This window comes from Cellvibrio mixtus subsp. mixtus J3-8 (assembly GCF_000766945.1).
GTDB lineage: Bacteria > Pseudomonadota > Gammaproteobacteria > Pseudomonadales > Cellvibrionaceae > Cellvibrio > Cellvibrio mixtus_A.
The window spans coordinates 1,063,335-1,080,411 of the sequence record NZ_KN266207.1 but is presented as its reverse complement, the minus strand read 5'-3'; the positions used below and the strand labels follow the sequence as shown (position 1 = coordinate 1,080,411).

Annotated in this window: 16 protein-coding genes; 13 read left to right on the top strand and 3 right to left on the bottom strand. The window is 42.4% G+C overall.

Annotated elements, in window-relative coordinates:
- Positions 1 to 523 precede the first annotated feature (523 nt).
- From A596_RS09570 to A596_RS09545, 6 genes are all read left to right on the top strand, one after another.
- The gene (locus tag A596_RS09570) at positions 524 to 1,132 is read left to right on the top strand and encodes an energy transducer TonB (RefSeq protein ID WP_039913979.1); all 609 of its coding nucleotides are present in this window, start codon (positions 524 to 526) and stop codon (positions 1,130 to 1,132) included.
- A gap of 62 nt (positions 1,133 to 1,194) precedes the next feature.
- Positions 1,195 to 2,142 (top strand): MotA/TolQ/ExbB proton channel family protein, encoded by a 948-nt coding sequence (locus tag A596_RS23805; protein WP_084128180.1) that lies wholly within the window; start codon positions 1,195 to 1,197, stop codon positions 2,140 to 2,142.
- Positions 2,143 to 2,218: 76 nt separating this feature from the next.
- Positions 2,219 to 2,635, top strand: coding sequence for an ExbD/TolR family protein (locus tag A596_RS09560; protein ID WP_039913978.1), 417 nt, complete (start codon positions 2,219 to 2,221; stop codon positions 2,633 to 2,635).
- A gap of 24 nt (positions 2,636 to 2,659) precedes the next feature.
- Entirely contained in the window at positions 2,660 to 3,079 is a 420-nt protein-coding gene (locus A596_RS09555; RefSeq protein WP_039913976.1) for an ExbD/TolR family protein, read from the top strand.
- Positions 3,080 to 3,154: 75 nt separating this feature from the next.
- Positions 3,155 to 4,420 carry a tetratricopeptide repeat protein gene (locus A596_RS09550; RefSeq protein WP_039913974.1) on the top strand — a complete coding sequence of 422 codons (1,266 nt, stop codon included), beginning with the start codon at positions 3,155 to 3,157 and terminating at the stop codon, positions 4,418 to 4,420.
- A 356-nt stretch (positions 4,421 to 4,776) separates the two neighbouring features.
- Entirely contained in the window at positions 4,777 to 5,148 is a 372-nt protein-coding gene (locus tag A596_RS09545; RefSeq protein WP_039913972.1) for a hypothetical protein, read from the top strand.
- A gap of 40 nt (positions 5,149 to 5,188) precedes the next feature.
- On the opposite strand, the gene A596_RS09540 is transcribed toward A596_RS09545, so the two are convergent.
- The gene (locus A596_RS09540; RefSeq protein ID WP_039913971.1) at positions 5,189 to 5,914 is read right to left on the bottom strand and encodes a phosphoadenylyl-sulfate reductase; all 726 of its coding nucleotides are present in this window, start codon (positions 5,912 to 5,914) and stop codon (positions 5,189 to 5,191) included.
- Between the two features lie 227 nt (positions 5,915 to 6,141).
- Here A596_RS09540 and thrH point away from each other — a divergent pair, with 227 nt between their 5' ends.
- Positions 6,142 to 6,759 (top strand): bifunctional phosphoserine phosphatase/homoserine phosphotransferase ThrH, encoded by a 618-nt coding sequence (thrH, locus tag A596_RS09535; RefSeq protein ID WP_039913969.1) that lies wholly within the window; start codon positions 6,142 to 6,144, stop codon positions 6,757 to 6,759.
- A gap of 62 nt (positions 6,760 to 6,821) precedes the next feature.
- On the opposite strand, the gene A596_RS09530 is transcribed toward thrH, so the two are convergent.
- Both A596_RS09530 and pabB read right to left on the bottom strand, forming a co-directional pair.
- Complete coding sequence (locus A596_RS09530) at positions 6,822 to 7,574, bottom strand: dienelactone hydrolase family protein (RefSeq protein WP_039913967.1); 753 nt, start codon at positions 7,572 to 7,574, stop codon at positions 6,822 to 6,824.
- 21 nt (positions 7,575 to 7,595) lie between these two features.
- Entirely contained in the window at positions 7,596 to 8,945 is a 1,350-nt protein-coding gene (gene pabB / locus A596_RS09525; protein ID WP_235425662.1) for an aminodeoxychorismate synthase component I, read from the bottom strand.
- A gap of 185 nt (positions 8,946 to 9,130) precedes the next feature.
- On the opposite strand from pabB, the gene A596_RS09520 reads away from it, so the two are divergent.
- The 6 genes from A596_RS09520 to A596_RS09495 all read left to right on the top strand — a co-directional run bounded on the left by A596_RS09520 (position 9,131) and on the right by A596_RS09495 (position 17,068).
- Complete coding sequence (locus A596_RS09520) at positions 9,131 to 9,556, top strand: hypothetical protein (protein ID WP_039913962.1); 426 nt, start codon at positions 9,131 to 9,133, stop codon at positions 9,554 to 9,556.
- 69 nt (positions 9,557 to 9,625) lie between these two features.
- On the top strand, positions 9,626 to 10,255 hold the full coding sequence (locus A596_RS09515) for a DUF4230 domain-containing protein (protein WP_039913960.1): 630 nt from the start codon (positions 9,626 to 9,628) through the stop codon (positions 10,253 to 10,255).
- 19 nt (positions 10,256 to 10,274) lie between these two features.
- Positions 10,275 to 13,130, top strand: coding sequence for a DUF2339 domain-containing protein (locus tag A596_RS09510; RefSeq protein ID WP_039913959.1), 2,856 nt, complete (start codon positions 10,275 to 10,277; stop codon positions 13,128 to 13,130).
- A gap of 61 nt (positions 13,131 to 13,191) precedes the next feature.
- A complete protein-coding gene (locus tag A596_RS09505) occupies positions 13,192 to 14,598 on the top strand; it encodes a DUF3999 family protein (protein ID WP_039913958.1) in 1,407 nt (468 codons plus the stop codon).
- 127 nt (positions 14,599 to 14,725) lie between these two features.
- Positions 14,726 to 16,132: a hypothetical protein gene (locus A596_RS09500; protein ID WP_039913955.1), complete on the top strand. Its 1,407-nt coding sequence runs from the start codon at positions 14,726 to 14,728 to the stop codon at positions 16,130 to 16,132.
- A gap of 48 nt (positions 16,133 to 16,180) precedes the next feature.
- On the top strand, positions 16,181 to 17,068 hold the full coding sequence (locus tag A596_RS09495) for an SIR2 family protein (RefSeq protein ID WP_039913954.1): 888 nt from the start codon (positions 16,181 to 16,183) through the stop codon (positions 17,066 to 17,068).
- Positions 17,069 to 17,077 lie beyond the last annotated feature (9 nt).

Genomic DNA, 17,077 nt, shown 5'->3' with positions numbered 1-17,077 from the left:
TCTTCCTTCTTCCTTCTTCCTTCTTCCTTCTTCCTTCTTCCTTCTTCCTTCTTATTACTCATAATCTAATTGGATGATATAAGGGGTTTTTGTGCCTGATAAAGTCATTGTGGCGCAAAATACTTTACGGCGTATTAACGAATAAAACTTTAAAAATTAATACAATGTCGTCCATTACTATAAGTAAGTAGTTTATCTGAAAGTTTTTTTACAGATATTTTTCAAGGTTTTTAAGGAGTTACGTTTTTTTTACATACATGATAATAGATTTGTATTAACGTAAATAACTGTAAAAGACCCCCTGTAACGAATCTATTTTTGTGAAAAATTCGTAGAATCCGCTGCTTTGTTTAAGCGCCAAGTTAAGTTTTGATATAAGAATTATAAAGAAAAGGCATTCAGTATAAAAATCATGTAACCGGCCATCATTTTGCTAGACGGCCGTTAAAGTTGCCTGATTTGCAGGTGTTTATAAAAAGAGCTGTAAGTCATTTGGGTTTCTAACTTTCAAGATGTGTTGCCTATGTCATATAAAGCAAAAAAAACCTTACCAGAGCGAATCACGGGGATAGCGGTTGTTGTGCTATTTCACGTGGTAATCGTCTATCTGCTTCTTAATAATCTTGGCCACAATCCTTTGGAGATTGTTAAACAGCAGATTGATGCAAAGATCATTGAGGAAGAAGCGCCGCCAGAAGAAGAGGCACCGCCACCACCTCCGCCTGATTTTGTGCCTCCGCCGCCTGATTTCGTTCCTCCACCGGATATCGAATTTACGGCAGATGCACCGCCACCATCGAACGCCAATGCAATTACAGTTTCTAAAAAACCGGTTGAGGAAGCGAAAACTACACCTCCTCGTCCGCCCAAAAAGGGGCTTAGCCGTCCTCCTTATCCATCAGCATCATTGCGTCTTGGTGAGGAAGGGTCAGTTGGTCTTGCGCTTTATCTCGATGAATCCGGGAAGGTGCGCGATGGCAAGGTTGAAGGAACCAGTGGTTTCGAACGACTGGATGAGGCCGCTCTCAAGCATGCGATTCGCGCTTGGAAATTCGAGCCTTGTATGAAGGGTACCCAACCAGTTGCTTGTTGGCACCGTATTAAGTTCCGCTTCAAAATCGACGAAAAATAATCGATTTGTTGCGAATGGTTTTAACTTAAATTGATAAACATATCTACACGTAGGATTTAAACATGAAAGCAAAATTCTCATCATCTTTAGTGTTGCAACTTGTGTTGTTGTTGGGTGCTCCACTTTCTTTGAGTTCTGCCTATGCCCAGGACACAGCTACTCCCGATGCTTCTGCTCCAGCAGTTGAAGCAGCACCTGCTACCGATGCTGCGGCGGTTGATGCCGGTGCAGTTCCAGTTGATCCAGCAGCAGATCCAGCAGCAGTTGATGCTTCTGCTGAAACCAGTTCAGTAGCTAGCGATGATGCAGCTAACGCTGCTACTGCAGCTGAAGCAGCTACAGCCGCTCATGGCTCCCAGTTTGGTTTGAAAGAACTGTGGGAACAAGGTGACGTTATTGCTAAAGGCACTTTGATCATTATGATCATCATGTCAGCAGCAACCTGGTACGTATTGGTTACCAAACTGATTCAACAACAAGGTTTGCTGTCACAAGCTAAAGCTACCCGTAGATTCTGGGAAAGCAAAGATTTGACTGAAGGTCTTAAAGTTTATAAAGAAAGCAGTGCATTCCGTGCTGTTGCTGAAGAGGGCATTCTTGCTGCCAAGCAACACGCAGCGCGTACTGGTGAAAAAGTTGATCTGTCTGATTGGGTTGCGCATCAATTGCAACGTACTGTTGAGCAAGTAAGCGGTCAATTGCAAACTGGTCTGTCAACACTGGCAACTGTTGGTTCATGTTCTCCGTTCGTTGGTCTGTTCGGTACCGTATGGGGGATCTACCACGCTCTGATCGCAATCGGTATTACTGGTCAAGCAAGTATCGATAAGGTAGCGGGTCCAGTGGGTGAAGCGTTGATCATGACTGCAATCGGTCTGGGTGTAGCGGTACCTGCGGTATTGGCATACAACTGGTTAGTTCGTCGTAATAAAGTAATCGTTGAGTCTCTGCGTAAGTTTGCTGGTGACATCCATGCAAACCTGGCTATGGGTGTACGTGGCGGTCAATAATTAGCTGTTCTTAACCGAAACAAGAGCTTGGGTTGTTTGTCCAAGCTCTTACGAACAAACCCGGGAGCTATAGATTATGGGCATGAATATTTCTGCTGGAGAAGAGGAAGAACTCAACTCGACAATTAACACCACGCCTCTAGTAGACGTTATGTTGGTTATGTTGATTATTTTCCTGATTACTATTCCGGTTGTAATCAAAACTGTGCAAATTGATTTGCCTAACGTTTCAAATACTCCGACCCAGACTAAACCAGAAAACATCGTGATCGCTGTAACCAAAGATGGCGAATACTACTGGAACGACGCAAGAATTGCAGATAAGGCGACGTTGCTGGCCAAGCTGAAAGAAGTTTCAGTTATTCGTCCACAGCCCGAGGTCCACATCCGTGGTGATTTGGCTGGTCGTTATGAGCACGTTGGTCGTTTGGTTTTGTATTGTCAGCGTTCAGGCATCAGCAAAATTGGATTTATTACAATTCCAGTTCGATAAGTGCGTTAAGCAGAGGTTATTAATATGGGTATGAATGTTGGTAACAGTGCTAGCGATGATGTAATGGTGGAGATGAATACCACTCCATTGATTGACGTTATGCTGGTTTTAATTGTGATGCTAATTATTACTCTGCCTATCCAGACTCACGCAGTGAAAATGGATATGCCGATAAATAGCTCGCCACCACCTACGGTATTGCCGACCATCATCAGTATTGACGTAGACTTTGACGGTACTATGCGTTGGGATGGCACTGTAGTGCGCGATGGTGAAATGCTTAAAAATTATATGTTGCATGCTGCCAAGATGGATCCGATGCCTGAAATCCACTTAAAGCCGCACAAATTGGCTAAATACGATATCGTTGCAAAAGTATTGGCGACAGCCCAGCGTTTAGGGTTAACCAATATCGGTATCATTGGTAATGAAAAGCTTGAGTAATCAAGCTTTTTTAGTTTTAGCGATATTAATTTATTTTAATTGCTTGAATTTTTACGTCAAAAAAGAGTTGAAGCTATGTTGTCGAATAAAAAATTGAACCGTTTTTTACGCATTGCTGTGCTTGGTGTTTGTTCCAGCATGGCAATTGCCCCTGTAGTGAGCCAGCATGCGTTTGCTGCAAAAGCTGCAGAAGCCCAAAAAGTGAGCGCCAAAGTAGGCAAGCCTCTGAAAGAGGCTCGTGAGCTGATGGATGCTAAAAAGTGGAAAGAAGCTCTCGCAAAAACTAAAGAAGTTGCAGCGATTGAAGGTAAGAATGCTACTGAAGATGCCATTATCAATGAAATGTTGGCATTTTGTATGGTCAACTTAAAAGACTATGCAGGTGCAGTTGCTGTTTATGAAAAAATGCTTGCTGCCGGGCAATTCAAGAAAGAAGAAGAGCCAAAGCGTATTTTGAATATGGCGCAAATTTATTTTGCGTTGAAGAATTATCCAAAAGCCATTGAATTAAGTGAGCGCTATCTAAAAGTTGCGGGTGCTGATTTGGAAGTTCAACGCCAGATAGCTCAGGCTTATTATTTGCAAAATAATTTTGCTCGCTCCGAAGAATATGCGAAACGTATTATTGATACTGCCAAAAAACAAGGTAAGCCAATTGAAGAAGAATGGCTACAGTTGTTAATGAGCAGTCAGCATAAGCAAAATAAAAAAGCTGATGTTGTACTTACACTTGAGCAATTATTACAAACACATCCGACCGATAAATATTGGTCAGATATGTTTACTTATTTGTTGCAAGGTTCGTCATTTAGCGATCGCCAAAATGTCATTTATTTGAAGTTGGTTCAAAAAGCTGGTTTGTTGCAGCCAGATGAGTATATCGAATTGGCTGAGTTGTCGATTGCTGTAACCAATCCAGGTGATGCCAAAACTATATTGGAAGAAGGTTTCGCCAAAGGTGTATTGGGCAAAAGCGCGTCCAAAGATCGTGATTTGAAGCTTTTAAACCTGGCTAAAACACAAGCTGCTGAAGACTTGAAGTTGTTGCCATCTATTGAAAAAGAAGCTGCGGCTAAACCAACAGGTGAAGCCTTAGTTAAAGTAGGTGAAGCTTATTTAGGTCACGGACAATACGAAAATGCTATTGCAGCTTTCAGTAAAGGTCTAGCAAAAGGTGGCGTTAACAATATTAAAGATGATGTGAATATTAATATTGGTATTGCTAATTTGGCGCTGAATAAAAAGGCTGAAGCTATTCAAGCTTTCAAACAGGTTCCATCATCGTCAAAATTGGCTTTGATGTCTCGTTTGTGGGTAATTCAAGCCAACAAAACTAAATAAGCTTATTAGTTAATTGGAATGCCATTACATTTCTAAAGACTTTTAAGTTGTTTGAAAATGCCAGAGTAACATTTACTCTGGCATTTTTTTTGAGCTGTAACCTGACGTTTTTAATTATTCCCTCTGAATTTGCCTCCAATAATTTGGTTGTAGCAATGGTTTATTACAAAAGGAAACGTATTTCATCTGGCAATAGGAATTATTGATGTATGAGGTGCCATTATTGTTTGGGTCAGTACCGATGGGTGGACGAGGGAGAGAAACGATTTTATTCTGATGTACTCCGTAGCGTTAATACGGAGTACATGAAAAAGAAATTAGTTTGATAACTATTGAATTCAAAGAAGGAGTTAAAAATGGCTATTAATGCGTTCAAATTTATTGCAACAACTGAGGAAAAAGTTGGCCCGAATAATGTTGATATTGAGTTGAATGTAAGTTCGATAGGTGGGTGGGAGCAGGTAGTTAGTCAAACAGCCAATGGTGTGAAAGAAACCAATGCCCAAATCCCATCGATTTCTGATAGTGAATTTACGTTGAGCCTTTTTGAACTGTATGTTTCTTCAATGGATGCCGAAACATCCAAGCTTCTATTGAAATCAGTTGAAATTATCGGTCTGAATGGCTCCACGACAATCAAAACATTATCGATTTCCAATTGGCCAACAAACAAATGGCTTGGCAAGATTTCAGGTTCTTCTTCCAGGATAAATCTGGGGAGCGTGTAAGCTCTAATTAATAACATCCGTGTTCAACTGAATACGGGTGTTATTTATCGATATTTCCCGCATGTAATCCACATTCTTTCTTGGTGGCTTCTTCCCACCACCAGCGACCTTCACGTTCATGCTGTCCAGGTGCAATTGGGCGTGTGCATGGTTCGCAACCAATAGATACAAAGCCACGCTCATGTAGTTCGTTATACGGTACTTCACATAAACGTATGTAATCCCAAACCTCTTTTGAGGACCAGTTTGCAAGAGGGTTAAATTTGGTTAAGGTTGCCCCCGGGCGCGCAAACGCCTTATCATCTTGAATCACCGGAATTTCCGCTCTGGTTGGGCTTTGGTCCTTGCGCTGACCAGTAATCCATGCGTCCACAGTGAGAAGCTTTTTCCTCAGTGGTTCAATTTTGCGAATGCCGCAGCATTCTTTATGGTCATCTTCGTAAAAACTAAATAGCCCTTTTTCTGTTACCAACTTGCGTACTGCTTCACCATCCGGGGATATTACGTCAATTTTAATTCCATAATGTTTGCGCACCTTTTCAATAAATCGATAGGTTTCAGGATGTAACCGGCCAGTATCAAGACAAAATACCGGTACATCCGGGCGATAATTGTGGGCCATTTCAATTAGCGCTACGTCTTCAGCACCACTAAAAGAAATAGCAATATTTTCAAATTGTTTCAGGGCATATTTGATAATTTTTTGCGGACTTTCTTGTTGTAATTTGGCTTCAAGGTCGACCACATTGATTAGGTTTTCGGTCATAACGGCTACTCACGGTGATATATATTGGCCTTTTCTGATCGGCCATCCTCATAGGGTAGTAAAGGATACCAGAGCAGGTGTGTTTGTCCCAAGAAGAGGCTATAGCCTGATAACTGGAAAATATACCGGAGACTTGTATTTGGTTTGCTTTGCCGTGACAAAACGGGTAGATTGCCGCCACTCTTTTATCCTGAATAGCCTTATTTTTAACCGTTTTGGAGGTTGCTGTGGAAATTGCATGCCTGGATCTGGAAGGTGTATTGGTTCCGGAAATCTGGATTGAATTCGCGAAAGTTACTGGCATCGAAGAATTGAAAGCCACCACTCGCGATATCCCTGATTACGATGTACTGATGAAGCAACGTATTCGTATTTTAGAAGAACATAAATTGGGTCTTAAAGAGATTCAGAATGTGATTGCAACTCTTAAGCCCCTTGAGGGTGCCGTGGAGTTTGTAAACTGGTTGCGAGAGCGCTTCCAGGTCATCATTCTCTCAGACACTTTTTACGAATTTTCCCAACCGCTGATGCGCCAATTAGGTTTCCCAACACTTTTATGTCATCGTTTGAATGTTGATGAGCGCGGAATGGTAGTGGGATATACCTTGCGCCAGAGAGATCCAAAGCGCCAATCAGTATTGGCTTTGAAAACGCTTTACTATCGCGTAATTGCGGCCGGTGATTCTTATAATGACACCACTATGTTGGGTGAGGCAGACCAGGGGATTTTGTTCCATGCTCCGCAAAATGTCATTGAACAATTCCCGCAATTCCCCGCAGTGCATACGTTTGAGGATCTGAAAAAAGAATTTATCAAGGCAAGTAATCGCGAATTAAGTTTGTAATTTTTTGGCGATAAATTACTAAAAATAAAAGGGCCGAAATGGCCCTTTTATTTTCTATAAAATTAATAAAGTGCGCGCCTGAATAGCCCAATTGCCATTTGATAACCAAGTAATTGTAATTCTGCGTCGTATCTATCGCCTTCATCACGCATGAATGCGTGCACGCCGTTGAATTCGTGCCAGGTAAAGTTCACTGCTTTTTCTACCAGGTTTTTATATACCAAAGCGCGGCCTTCAGCGGGAATATGAGGATCTTGCTTGCCCCAAATCATCTGTAGTTCGCCTTTAATTTCAGCTGTGCGGGCCAGGCTTTCATTGCCGGGTTTTGATGGTGTAAGGCCTGAGTGAATATCAGTTGCATAAAAGCAACTGGTTGCTGAAATTTCCGGATTTATTGCTGCTCGATAAGCGAGGCCACCACCGAGACAAAACCCCATTGCACCAATTTTCCCCGAGCAATAATCCAGTGTGCGCAAATAATTGATCATTGTTTGCGTATCGGAATCATGTGCCTCCAAATATTTAGCAATTTTATCGGCATTGCCTTTATCTCTACCTGCATCGTCATAACCGAGTACAGTTCCAATGGGATTTAATTCATGGAATACTTCGGGAACAATTACTATAAAACCATGGCCCGCCATGATTTGAGCGCTGCGACGAATAGGGGAGGTTTGCTGGAAAATTTCAGAGTAAAGAATAATCGCCGGAAATTTTTTGCCTGCTGTTTCAGCGCTGTCTTTTGGGTGATATACGTAAGAACGCATAGTGCCAGTTGGTGTTTCCAAATCAATTTGGTGATTTTGAATTAACATTTGCTCTCCTCGATTTTTCGATTAGCTAAAGTTTAGTTCGAGTGTATCCATTAACACTTTTACCTTGGCAATGGACTCACGGTATTCCTGTTCCGCTTCTGAATCTGCCACGATTCCTCCGCCACCCCAGCAATACATTTTATTGTAATCACACACCAGGGTGCGTATGGCAATATTGGTATCCATGCGTCCATTGGTACTGATATAGCCCAGGCTGCCACAATAAAGCGAGCGTCGTGTGGGTTCCAGTTCTTCAATGATTTCCATCGCGCGGATCTTGGGTGCTCCGGTAATGCTGCCGCCGGGAAAGCTATCGCGTAGCACATCAATTGCCGTTGTATTCTCACGCAATTCAGCAGTCACAGTACTTACCAGATGGTGAACATTAGCAAAGGTCTGTAACTCGCATAATGTAGGTACTTGCACATTTGTGCAGTGTTTACTGAGATCATTGCGTAGCAAGTCCACAATCATTACGTTTTCCGCGCGATTTTTCACGCTCTGCTGCAGCCATAGGGAATTTGCTGCATCTTCTATTGGCGTTGCGCCTCGCTTGATGGTTCCTTTAATGGGTTTGGTTTCCACATGTGTGCCACTCACCTGAATAAAACGCTCTGGCGATAAACTTAACACGGTTCCATTTTTCAATTGCATAAAGCCGGAGAAAGGTGAAGGTAGCGCTTCGCGTAATAGCAGATAGGCAATAAATGGATCGCCATCAAATTCTGTACTAAATCGCTGGGCAAAATTGACTTGATAGCAGTCGCCCGCAAGGATGTATTCCTGAATTTTAGCAATAGATGAATAATAATTTTCAGCGTTTAGATTGCTACCAAATTTATTAATTTTAAAAATATTTTTCTTGTCAGCGTGAAATAATGCTAATGCATCACGTTTGGTGTTTTCTGATGAATGTAAAAAAAGCGTTTCAATGGCTGAAAAATTATAGCGACTATTCAGGTTTTGGCTTAACCCTTCATTAATTACCAGCCAGGCCTTGTGTTGATGATGGTCCTGAATAATTGCCCAGGGATAAATTCCCAAACACATATCGGGCATGTTTATATCCTGTTGTGATTTTATTGGCATCCGCTCCAGGCGACGGCCCAAATCGTACCCGAAATAACCGAGACCTCCGCCTGTAAACGGTAGCTCTTCAGTTTGTTGGTTATCAATTGGCAGATACTGTTTTAGTAGTACAAACGGGTCTTGCCGGGATTCCTCGTGCTTGCCGTCGCAAAATTGAATACTGGTTTTTTCTCCGTATGTTTCGAATATGCACTGCGGTGCGGCGCTGATAATATCGAAGCGGCCATAGGGGCTGCCGGGATGACATGAATCCAACCAGATTGCGTAGGGCAAATGACGCACACGTAAAAACCAGTGTGCTGATTCTGGTTGATAAATGAGTGGTTTGATCAAAAGGTCTGGATGCATCTGTGTGGGGTATCGCAAATCAGAGCTTGAACGTTTGGCCTGTCAATAGGCGCAAACAAGGAAGCAGTATTCTACCTTATACTGGCCAGGTATTCGGTATCTGATCAAGGAGTAATTTCATGTCCCGGTTTAGGTGGTTCAAATACTTAGCCTCAAATTTGCTCACAGGCTGTACAAAAATAGTGACATTGCTGTGTTTGCTGGGAGGCTGTTCTCCAGCTCCCGAAACTGAGCGTGGCGAATGTGATCTTGCTGCTGAGGGGGATGATCCGGATTCATACTCACAAGATTTGCTGGAGGAAGGCTGGCGTAAAGGCAAGTTGGAGATCTGGTTTGAGTTGGTCCAAGCTGCAAACACTATGGAATCCACCTCAAATGGTGGAAAAAATACCAGCGTATGGAATACGGTAATCAGTGCCCATATGGCTCAGGATGTACTCGTTATGCCCGATTTGCGTGTACTCGTACCAGATTCTGGTAGTAAGGAGGAGCGTCGTTCGGCAATGGAGTCCAGTCCCTACATTCCCTTATATGGCGGGACTTGACGGCTTTATTGGAATACCATTATCCAACATTAAAAATCACGATCAGTCTAGCTCCCGGTAAATAATTATATGGATGTCTTTTTATTCTTTTTGGCTTTGTTGCTTGGTGCATTTGTTTCCTGGCAAGGTTTTGGCTGGTATTACGCTAAAAAAATTAATAAAAGTAACCAGGATGCAACGGTTGAATCCCAGGTTTTGTTAGAGCGGATTGAGAAAGTCTTTAAAGTTGTTTTAGCCGAAGGTTTTTTTACTGAAATTTATGATCATAATACCAAAAAAGATTTTTTCGGTATTTTCAAAACGAACAGCAAGGCATTAGTGGTTGCCAAGGCGAAAGTCTCGGTGGGTTTTGATTTTGCAAAGATGCGCTTCCGGCGTGATCATTTGAATCGTAAATTAGTGGTCGAGCATTTTGCTGAGGCAGAAATTCTTTCTATTGATACAGATTATACCTTCTACGATCTCAACCAGGGATTATTAAATAAATTTGATAACGAGGATTACACTGAAATTCTCTCGGAAGCCAAAAAATTGATGCAGGAAAAAGCCAGCCAAAGTGAATTGCCACAAATAGCCCAACAACAAATTGAATTGATGATGCAGCAACTTTGTGCATCCGTCGGTTGGCAATTGGAGCACGAGAAAGTACTGGAGCCGTTAAAAACAGTTCAAGTCATCGTTGGGGACAACAAACAATAATTGCTAACAGGGATTCTTCATGGTACTGCTGATAATTTTTACATTGCTGGGAATAGTCATTGGGGGAATTGCGTTCCCCGGTGGAGGCTGGTTTATCGGCGGAGCTTTGGGGTTTTTAATCGCCAAAGTTTCGCAAATGAATAGTAAAGTGAATCGTCTGGAGCGTGATCTCAATCTATTGCAAGAGCAACAGAAAATACAAGGTCACCTGATGACACAAGTAGCACAACCCAATACTAACGTAAGTGCAGGAGCACATCCTCAACCGACTGATAATGTACAAGCAGCTTCGCCACAAAATATTTCTCCATCAGCAGCGCGAATTCCATTAGCTGAACGTTTAAAGGCGCATGGAATAGAATTACCCCCGGAAGTTCAACCTGCAGAGTTATCGATTAGCGATAAGGTGTTGGAATCGCCTGCGTTAGCAACTACCTCGGAATCTGCATCACCTAAAGATCAAATAAAATCTGACCCTGTTTCCAGGTCGCAAATTTCTATCCATCAACAAGCGAAACCAACGCAGCCTAATCCTATTGAAACAGCAGTGGATTATGTGCGTCGTTTTTTTACCGAGGGCAATCCCATTGTACGCATAGGTATGGTGGTAATTTTTTTTGGTTTGAGCTTTCTGGTGAAGTACGCTTCCAATCAAGGCCTGTTGCCTCTTGAGTTGAGGATGGCTACTGTTGCTGCAATTGCTATTGCATTAATTGGCCTGGGTTGGAAAACCCGTACAAGGACCGGAGGTTATGGTTTGGTATTGCAAGGTGGTGGTATTGCTGCACTTTACCTTACTGTATTTGCCGCTGCAAAAATGTATGCGCTAATGCCAGCCGGCATCGCATTTGGATTGATGTTTATTATTGTTGTACTGGGTGTCATTCTCGCGGTTTTACAAAATGCGCAAGTGCTTGCGTTGATGGCAACGGCGGGAGGTTTCCTGGCTCCTATATTAACGTCGGATGGTTCCGGCAATCATGTAGGTTTATTTGGTTTTTATCTGTTATTGAATTTCGGTATTCTCGCGATAGCCTGGTTCAAAACATGGCGATTGTTAAATTGGGTTGGTTTTGTTTTTACCTTTGTGATTACGTCTGCGTGGGGTATTTTAAAATACGAACCGCATTTGTATGCGAGTACGCAACCATTCTTGCTCGCATTTTTTGCGCTTTATTTAACTGTATCTGTGTTGTTCTCGCTCAAACAGCTGCCAAATTTAAAGGGATTGGTTGATGGTAGTTTAGTGTTCGGTCTACCAATTGTTGGATTTGGCCTGCAAACCGCATTGCTAAAACATACCGAATACGGTTTGGCAATCAGTGCGTTAATTCTTGCAATCATTTATATCATGCTAGCGCGCGTGCTCTGGGCCAAATACCAGCAAACTCACCGTGTGTTAATTGAATCATTTATTGCTCTTGGAATTGCTTTTGCAACATTAACTATTCCCCTCGCGCTGGACGCACAATGGACTTCTGCAACCTGGGCGTTAGAGGCTGCGGGTTTAATTTGGGTTGGTCTGCGCCAGCAACGTTTCCTGCCGCGTCTTGCTGGTTATTTATTGCACCTTGCTGCTGCGGTTTCATTAGTGAGTCATGGTATTGATGCCGGTGAAACACCCATTGTTAGTGGAGATTTTATTGGCCTGCTTATTCTCTCTGCCTCTGCATTATGCGTCTCCTGGTTGCTAACCAGTTTTGCGGAAAACGTGAATCGCTTTGATCGCGCGCTTACCGATTTAACAATGGTAATAGGCTGGTTCTGGTGGTTAGTAGCGGGCTATATTGAAATTAATAAACATGTGCCGGGTGAGCAACACTTTCCATCACTCATTTTATTTTTGGCACTTTCAACAGCAGCTTTATTAATACTCAGTGTAAAAATTCAATGGATGCAATTATCCCGCATTGGTTTTTGGTTATTGCCACTTGCGGTGCTGTTGGCAATGATTAATTTCGGTGAAGGATTATTTATTGGTTACGATGTTTATCCGACGCAGCGTTGGGGGCTATTGGCATGGATAATATTTGCCGCGGTACAATATCGTTTTCTATGGCGACGCGCAGGGCAGGGGGGGAATGGGCTGTTAAGTGTTTATCATGTATTGACTGCCTGGTTTATATTTAGTTTGGTTTATTGGGAAGCAAGTTATTGGCAACAGGAGTTGCAATGGTACGGTACTGCGGCTGCTGTATTATGGTTTACCTGTTTGGTTGTGCCGTTAATAGCGCTTTTATATTTTGTAAGAACTACGTTGTGGCCTTTCGCACAATACATTGCCGATTATAAAAATCTTATTCCTGCTCCTCTCATATTCTTCTTGTTACTGTGGTTCATTTATGCGTGTAGTTACTCGGGTATAACCAATCAATTTTACTTGCCAGTATTAAATCCGCTGGATTTAGCCCAGGCCGCCGTATTATTAATTTTTGGATATGCAATAAAACGTGGTTTTATTGGTTTGGATAAAGCGCCTGCTAAATTGCGTTACGGGTTAATTGGTATTCCCGGATTTATCTGGATCAATGTAGTTCTGCTAAGGGCAGTTCATCAGTATGCCGAGATCGATTACGTGCCCTACATCCTGTGGGATTCAGTTGTAGTACAGATGGCACTCTCTATTCTCTGGGCTGTTTGCGCACTTGTTGTTATGAATATTTCGCGTCGAATCAAAATGCGAGAGCTATGGATGATAGGCGCAGGTTTATTGGCTTTGGTGCTAATAAAACTGTTCACAAAGGACCTGACTGGCACCGGCACATTGGCCAGGATTGTGTCCTTTATGGTGGTCGGTGGTTTGATGTTGCTGATTGGTTATTTATCGCCAATTCCGGCAAAAAACAAATCCGTAAATGAGTTGTCTGAGCAATAAGGTAATCCTGGGCTAATGACTTTTGAGTCATTGGCTCAATTTTTTTGAGGTGTGTAATTGAATGATGCGTATTAAAAATTATCTTCTTGGCGGCTTTTTCTTCTGTGCCAGTGTTGTGGCGACGGCGGAAGTAATTCCTGTCTATCAAATTGACCAACCTGCCGGAACCTATTTACAAACAACTCTCACTCATGACATTTATCGTTACGCCGCTGATTCAAAACTCAATGATCTGGTCGTTACTGATCAACAAGGTAATAAATTACCTTATCGGATTGGTTCTGCACATCCGGTTAAGGAGCAGGTTCAACACTCACCATTGCATTTTTTCCCCGTGGCCGTGGGCGCTCCTCCGGAAACTTTATTAGCACTCAGTAGTGCCTCAATAAAACTGGATGCTAATGAAATTTCTGTGAGCGTAGAAAAAACAGTCAATGAACAACTGCTGGATAAAAGTGCACCGATCGATTTTTTTGTAGTAGATTTGAGTGATACGAGAGCCCGGGCCGACAAATTAATAGTTGATTGGCAAGTAAATGAGACCAACCAATATTTGGAAGTGCAAGTAAGTGGTACTAATGATTTAACCAATTGGTCAAACATAACCCAGGCCACATTGGCACAGCTACAAAAAGATGGCCAAAAATTGGTGCGTAATAAAATCAATTTAAATTTAACTGAAATGCAATATGCCTACGTGCGATTGAAGTTTTTGCGTGGTGGCGAAAAATTGCAACTCACCGGTATTACACTGGAAAATACTGAAAAGGTTGCTGCAACGCCTGTTGTTGACAGTTGGAAAGTTACTGGCGAACTGGCTGATGAACAAGAATCTGTGTTGCTTACTGGCGATCGCGCACCTGGTGTATCTGTTGCTGCGTGGGAATTTACTCGCGATGATATTGCTCCCGTATCGCGATTGGGTATCGAATTAGGCTCAATAATGTATGGCGATGTTGTTCGTATTTTCTCGCGCAGTTCAGATAAACAACCCTGGCAATTGGTTCATCAAGGCATTTGGTTTAATGCCCAGGTTGGTAATGAGTGGCAACAAAGTGATGCGATCACCGTAAATAATAATAGTGATACACAGTGGCGCGTTGAGTTAAATGAATTCATTCGCACCAAGGCTGCGCCAGTTATAGTATTTCATCATCAACCAGAAACATTGCAATTTATTGCCAATAATTCAGCACCTTTTAACATTGCTATAGAAACTGACCCCGCCCAATACAAACAAAACACCAGTGCGCAGGTTTTTTCGCAATTAATCAGCGGAAAAAAAATTCAATGGGTGCAAGCAAATTTCACTGAATTAAAACCAGCTATGAGTTCATTTGCCCGCCATGGTTTGCAGGTGAGCTGGAAAACTATATTGTTCTGGGCGATTTTGATGCTTGCTGTTGGCGTTTTAGTGCTGGTTGCCTTGAGATTGGTAAAGCAGATGTCTGTTGAAAAAACGCTATAAAGGGGAGAGCAGCTTGTGAGTTGGCGTGAACAATAGTGATGCTTCCATGCACTCAAGCGTTGAATTGGGTTGATCCATATCGCAGATACGGGATTTATGGCTGGTTTTTAAGTTTAAGGTTTTTATTTTGTCAATTTCAAAAAGCCATCGTTTAACAATAGGATTATTTGTTGGCTTCGCTATTCTTTTATGGCTTCCTTCCTTGTTTATTCCCTGGTGGGGCGATGATTATTTTTTTCTCAACCAGGCCCGAGAATCCCATCTAAACAATAACTCCTGGTGGTTACCATTTATCACCCCGTCAGAAACCGGTTTTTGGCGACCTTTAAGTATGGATACCGGGTGGCGTGTAGTAGAGGAGTTGCTCCATGGGAATTTACTCTACGCGCATTTATTTTCGTGGCTGTTGTGTTTGTTTTCTGCAGCGGCCGTAGCGGGGTTTGTTTACCAGATTGCGGTAATAATGCGTTGGCAGAATCCTATTATGCATGCGGTTATTGTGACTACGATGCATGCGGTGCATGTGGCGAGCTATTTGCCTTTGCATTGGGTATCGGCGATGAATAGCCCGGTATTGGTATTTTTTCTCTGTGTCACATTAACCGTTTGGATTGTTGTACCAACGCTACATGGTTGGCAACGGTTGCTCGGGCTGGTTTGTTTGCCGTTGCTGCAACTCCTTTCGTTATTTAGCAAGGAAGTCGCTATTTTAATTCCGTTATTAGTCGTGATTATGGCGATTTTTTTGCAAGGTAAGCAGCAATTCAGGGCAGGCGAAATTATTATCTGGCTTGTTTGTGTAGTTATTTGTTTAGTGTGGTTGTATTTCTATCAAGAATTTACGCCCAATCGCCACTCCGCTTACGGAATTACCGCAGGAAAAAATTTAATAATCAATTCATTCAGTTTCCTGGCATGGCTATTCAATATTCCGCGTGAAGCTTTGCGCATGATTGTGTTGGAGCAACGGTTGTTAGGCGTTGTTTGGGCCATCGCATGTTTTATTCCACTATGTATACTTTATTGGATTAGTGTGCGTGCATTAAAGCCGGAACTTAAATGGATTCAATGGTGTGCAGCACTGGCTTTCATTGTTGTTGCGTATGGCCCTTATTTTGTATTGGCTAATCAAGCCTATGAATATTATGCTGCTGTTGCAGTAATATTCCCGTTGTTATTGATTACACATGCGTTAATAAAGTCAAACCAATTGGAAGTTGGTTTGATATTAATAGGGATTTCATCGTTGGCTGCAATTCAGGGAACTCGCTCGGTAGATTATCCGGCAATAATTGGTCGGGCATATTGGGCTGAACAGCAAATCCAATGGATAAAATCACAACCTATTGAATTGCCATTGGTGGTGACGGTGACTAATGAGCATCAATTCGCGGCTATTGGTGTTATGGGGTTATCCTGGCGCCTGGGAGTTCCCATCGACCAGATTGTATTGGGCGGGCAATGTGTGAGTAACGTTAAAAAACGTTTGGTACAAAACCCAGCGGGAGATTTTGAATGGAAAATTTGCGAATAAATATATCGGCTATAATTTCAAAACTCCAATCGTCAGGACACAACAGCCATGACAAGCCCGTTAAAGGATATATTGCAAATACATAACAAGAGTATTGCTCTCGTAATTGGCAATGGTATTAACCGTTACAATAGTGATATTGGTTTAAATTCGTGGGATTCAATGTTGCTCGGTTTATGGGAGAAGCATACAAATGATGACCCCAAAGATATTCCGCTCGGTATTTCGCTCACAGAATTTTACGATGCACTGGATTTAAGTAGCACAAAAAAGGAAAAAAATTTACAGAAAGAATTTTGTAATTTAATGCAAGGCTGGCAAGTTAAACCCCATCACCGATCACTTGTCGAGTGGGCAAAAAATAATGAGTGCCCGATACTTACCACTAATTTTGATGAAACGCTTTCTGATGCTGCAAACCTGTCGTTGCATCATTGGGATGCGATGAGTTTTACCGACTTTTATCCGTGGGCCAGTTATTTTGCAGCGCGTCGAATCAGTGATCCGACAAAAGAATTTGCTATCTGGCATATCAACGGCATCCAACGTTATTCGCGCAGTATTCGCCTTGGATTGAGCCACTATATGGGTTCTGTAGAGCGTGCGCGCACGTTGATTCATAAGGGAAATAAGGGGCGTTTGTTTGCGGAAGCCAACCACGGTGAATGGAATGGCCGCAATACCTGGCTGGATTGTATCTTTCATCGCGATTTACTCTTTGTTGGCCTGGGGCTGGACACTTCGGAAGTGTTTTTGCGGTGGTTGCTGATTGAGCGGGCCAAATATTTCAAAGCGTTTCCTGCACGAAAATGTAATGCCTGGTATGTATATGCAGGAAAAGAAATTTCATTGGGGCAGCGAATTTTTTTAAAAAGTGTGGGCTGTGAAATTATAAAAGTACCCGGCTTTGATGATATTTATGCAGCTCATTGGTAATACAAATCC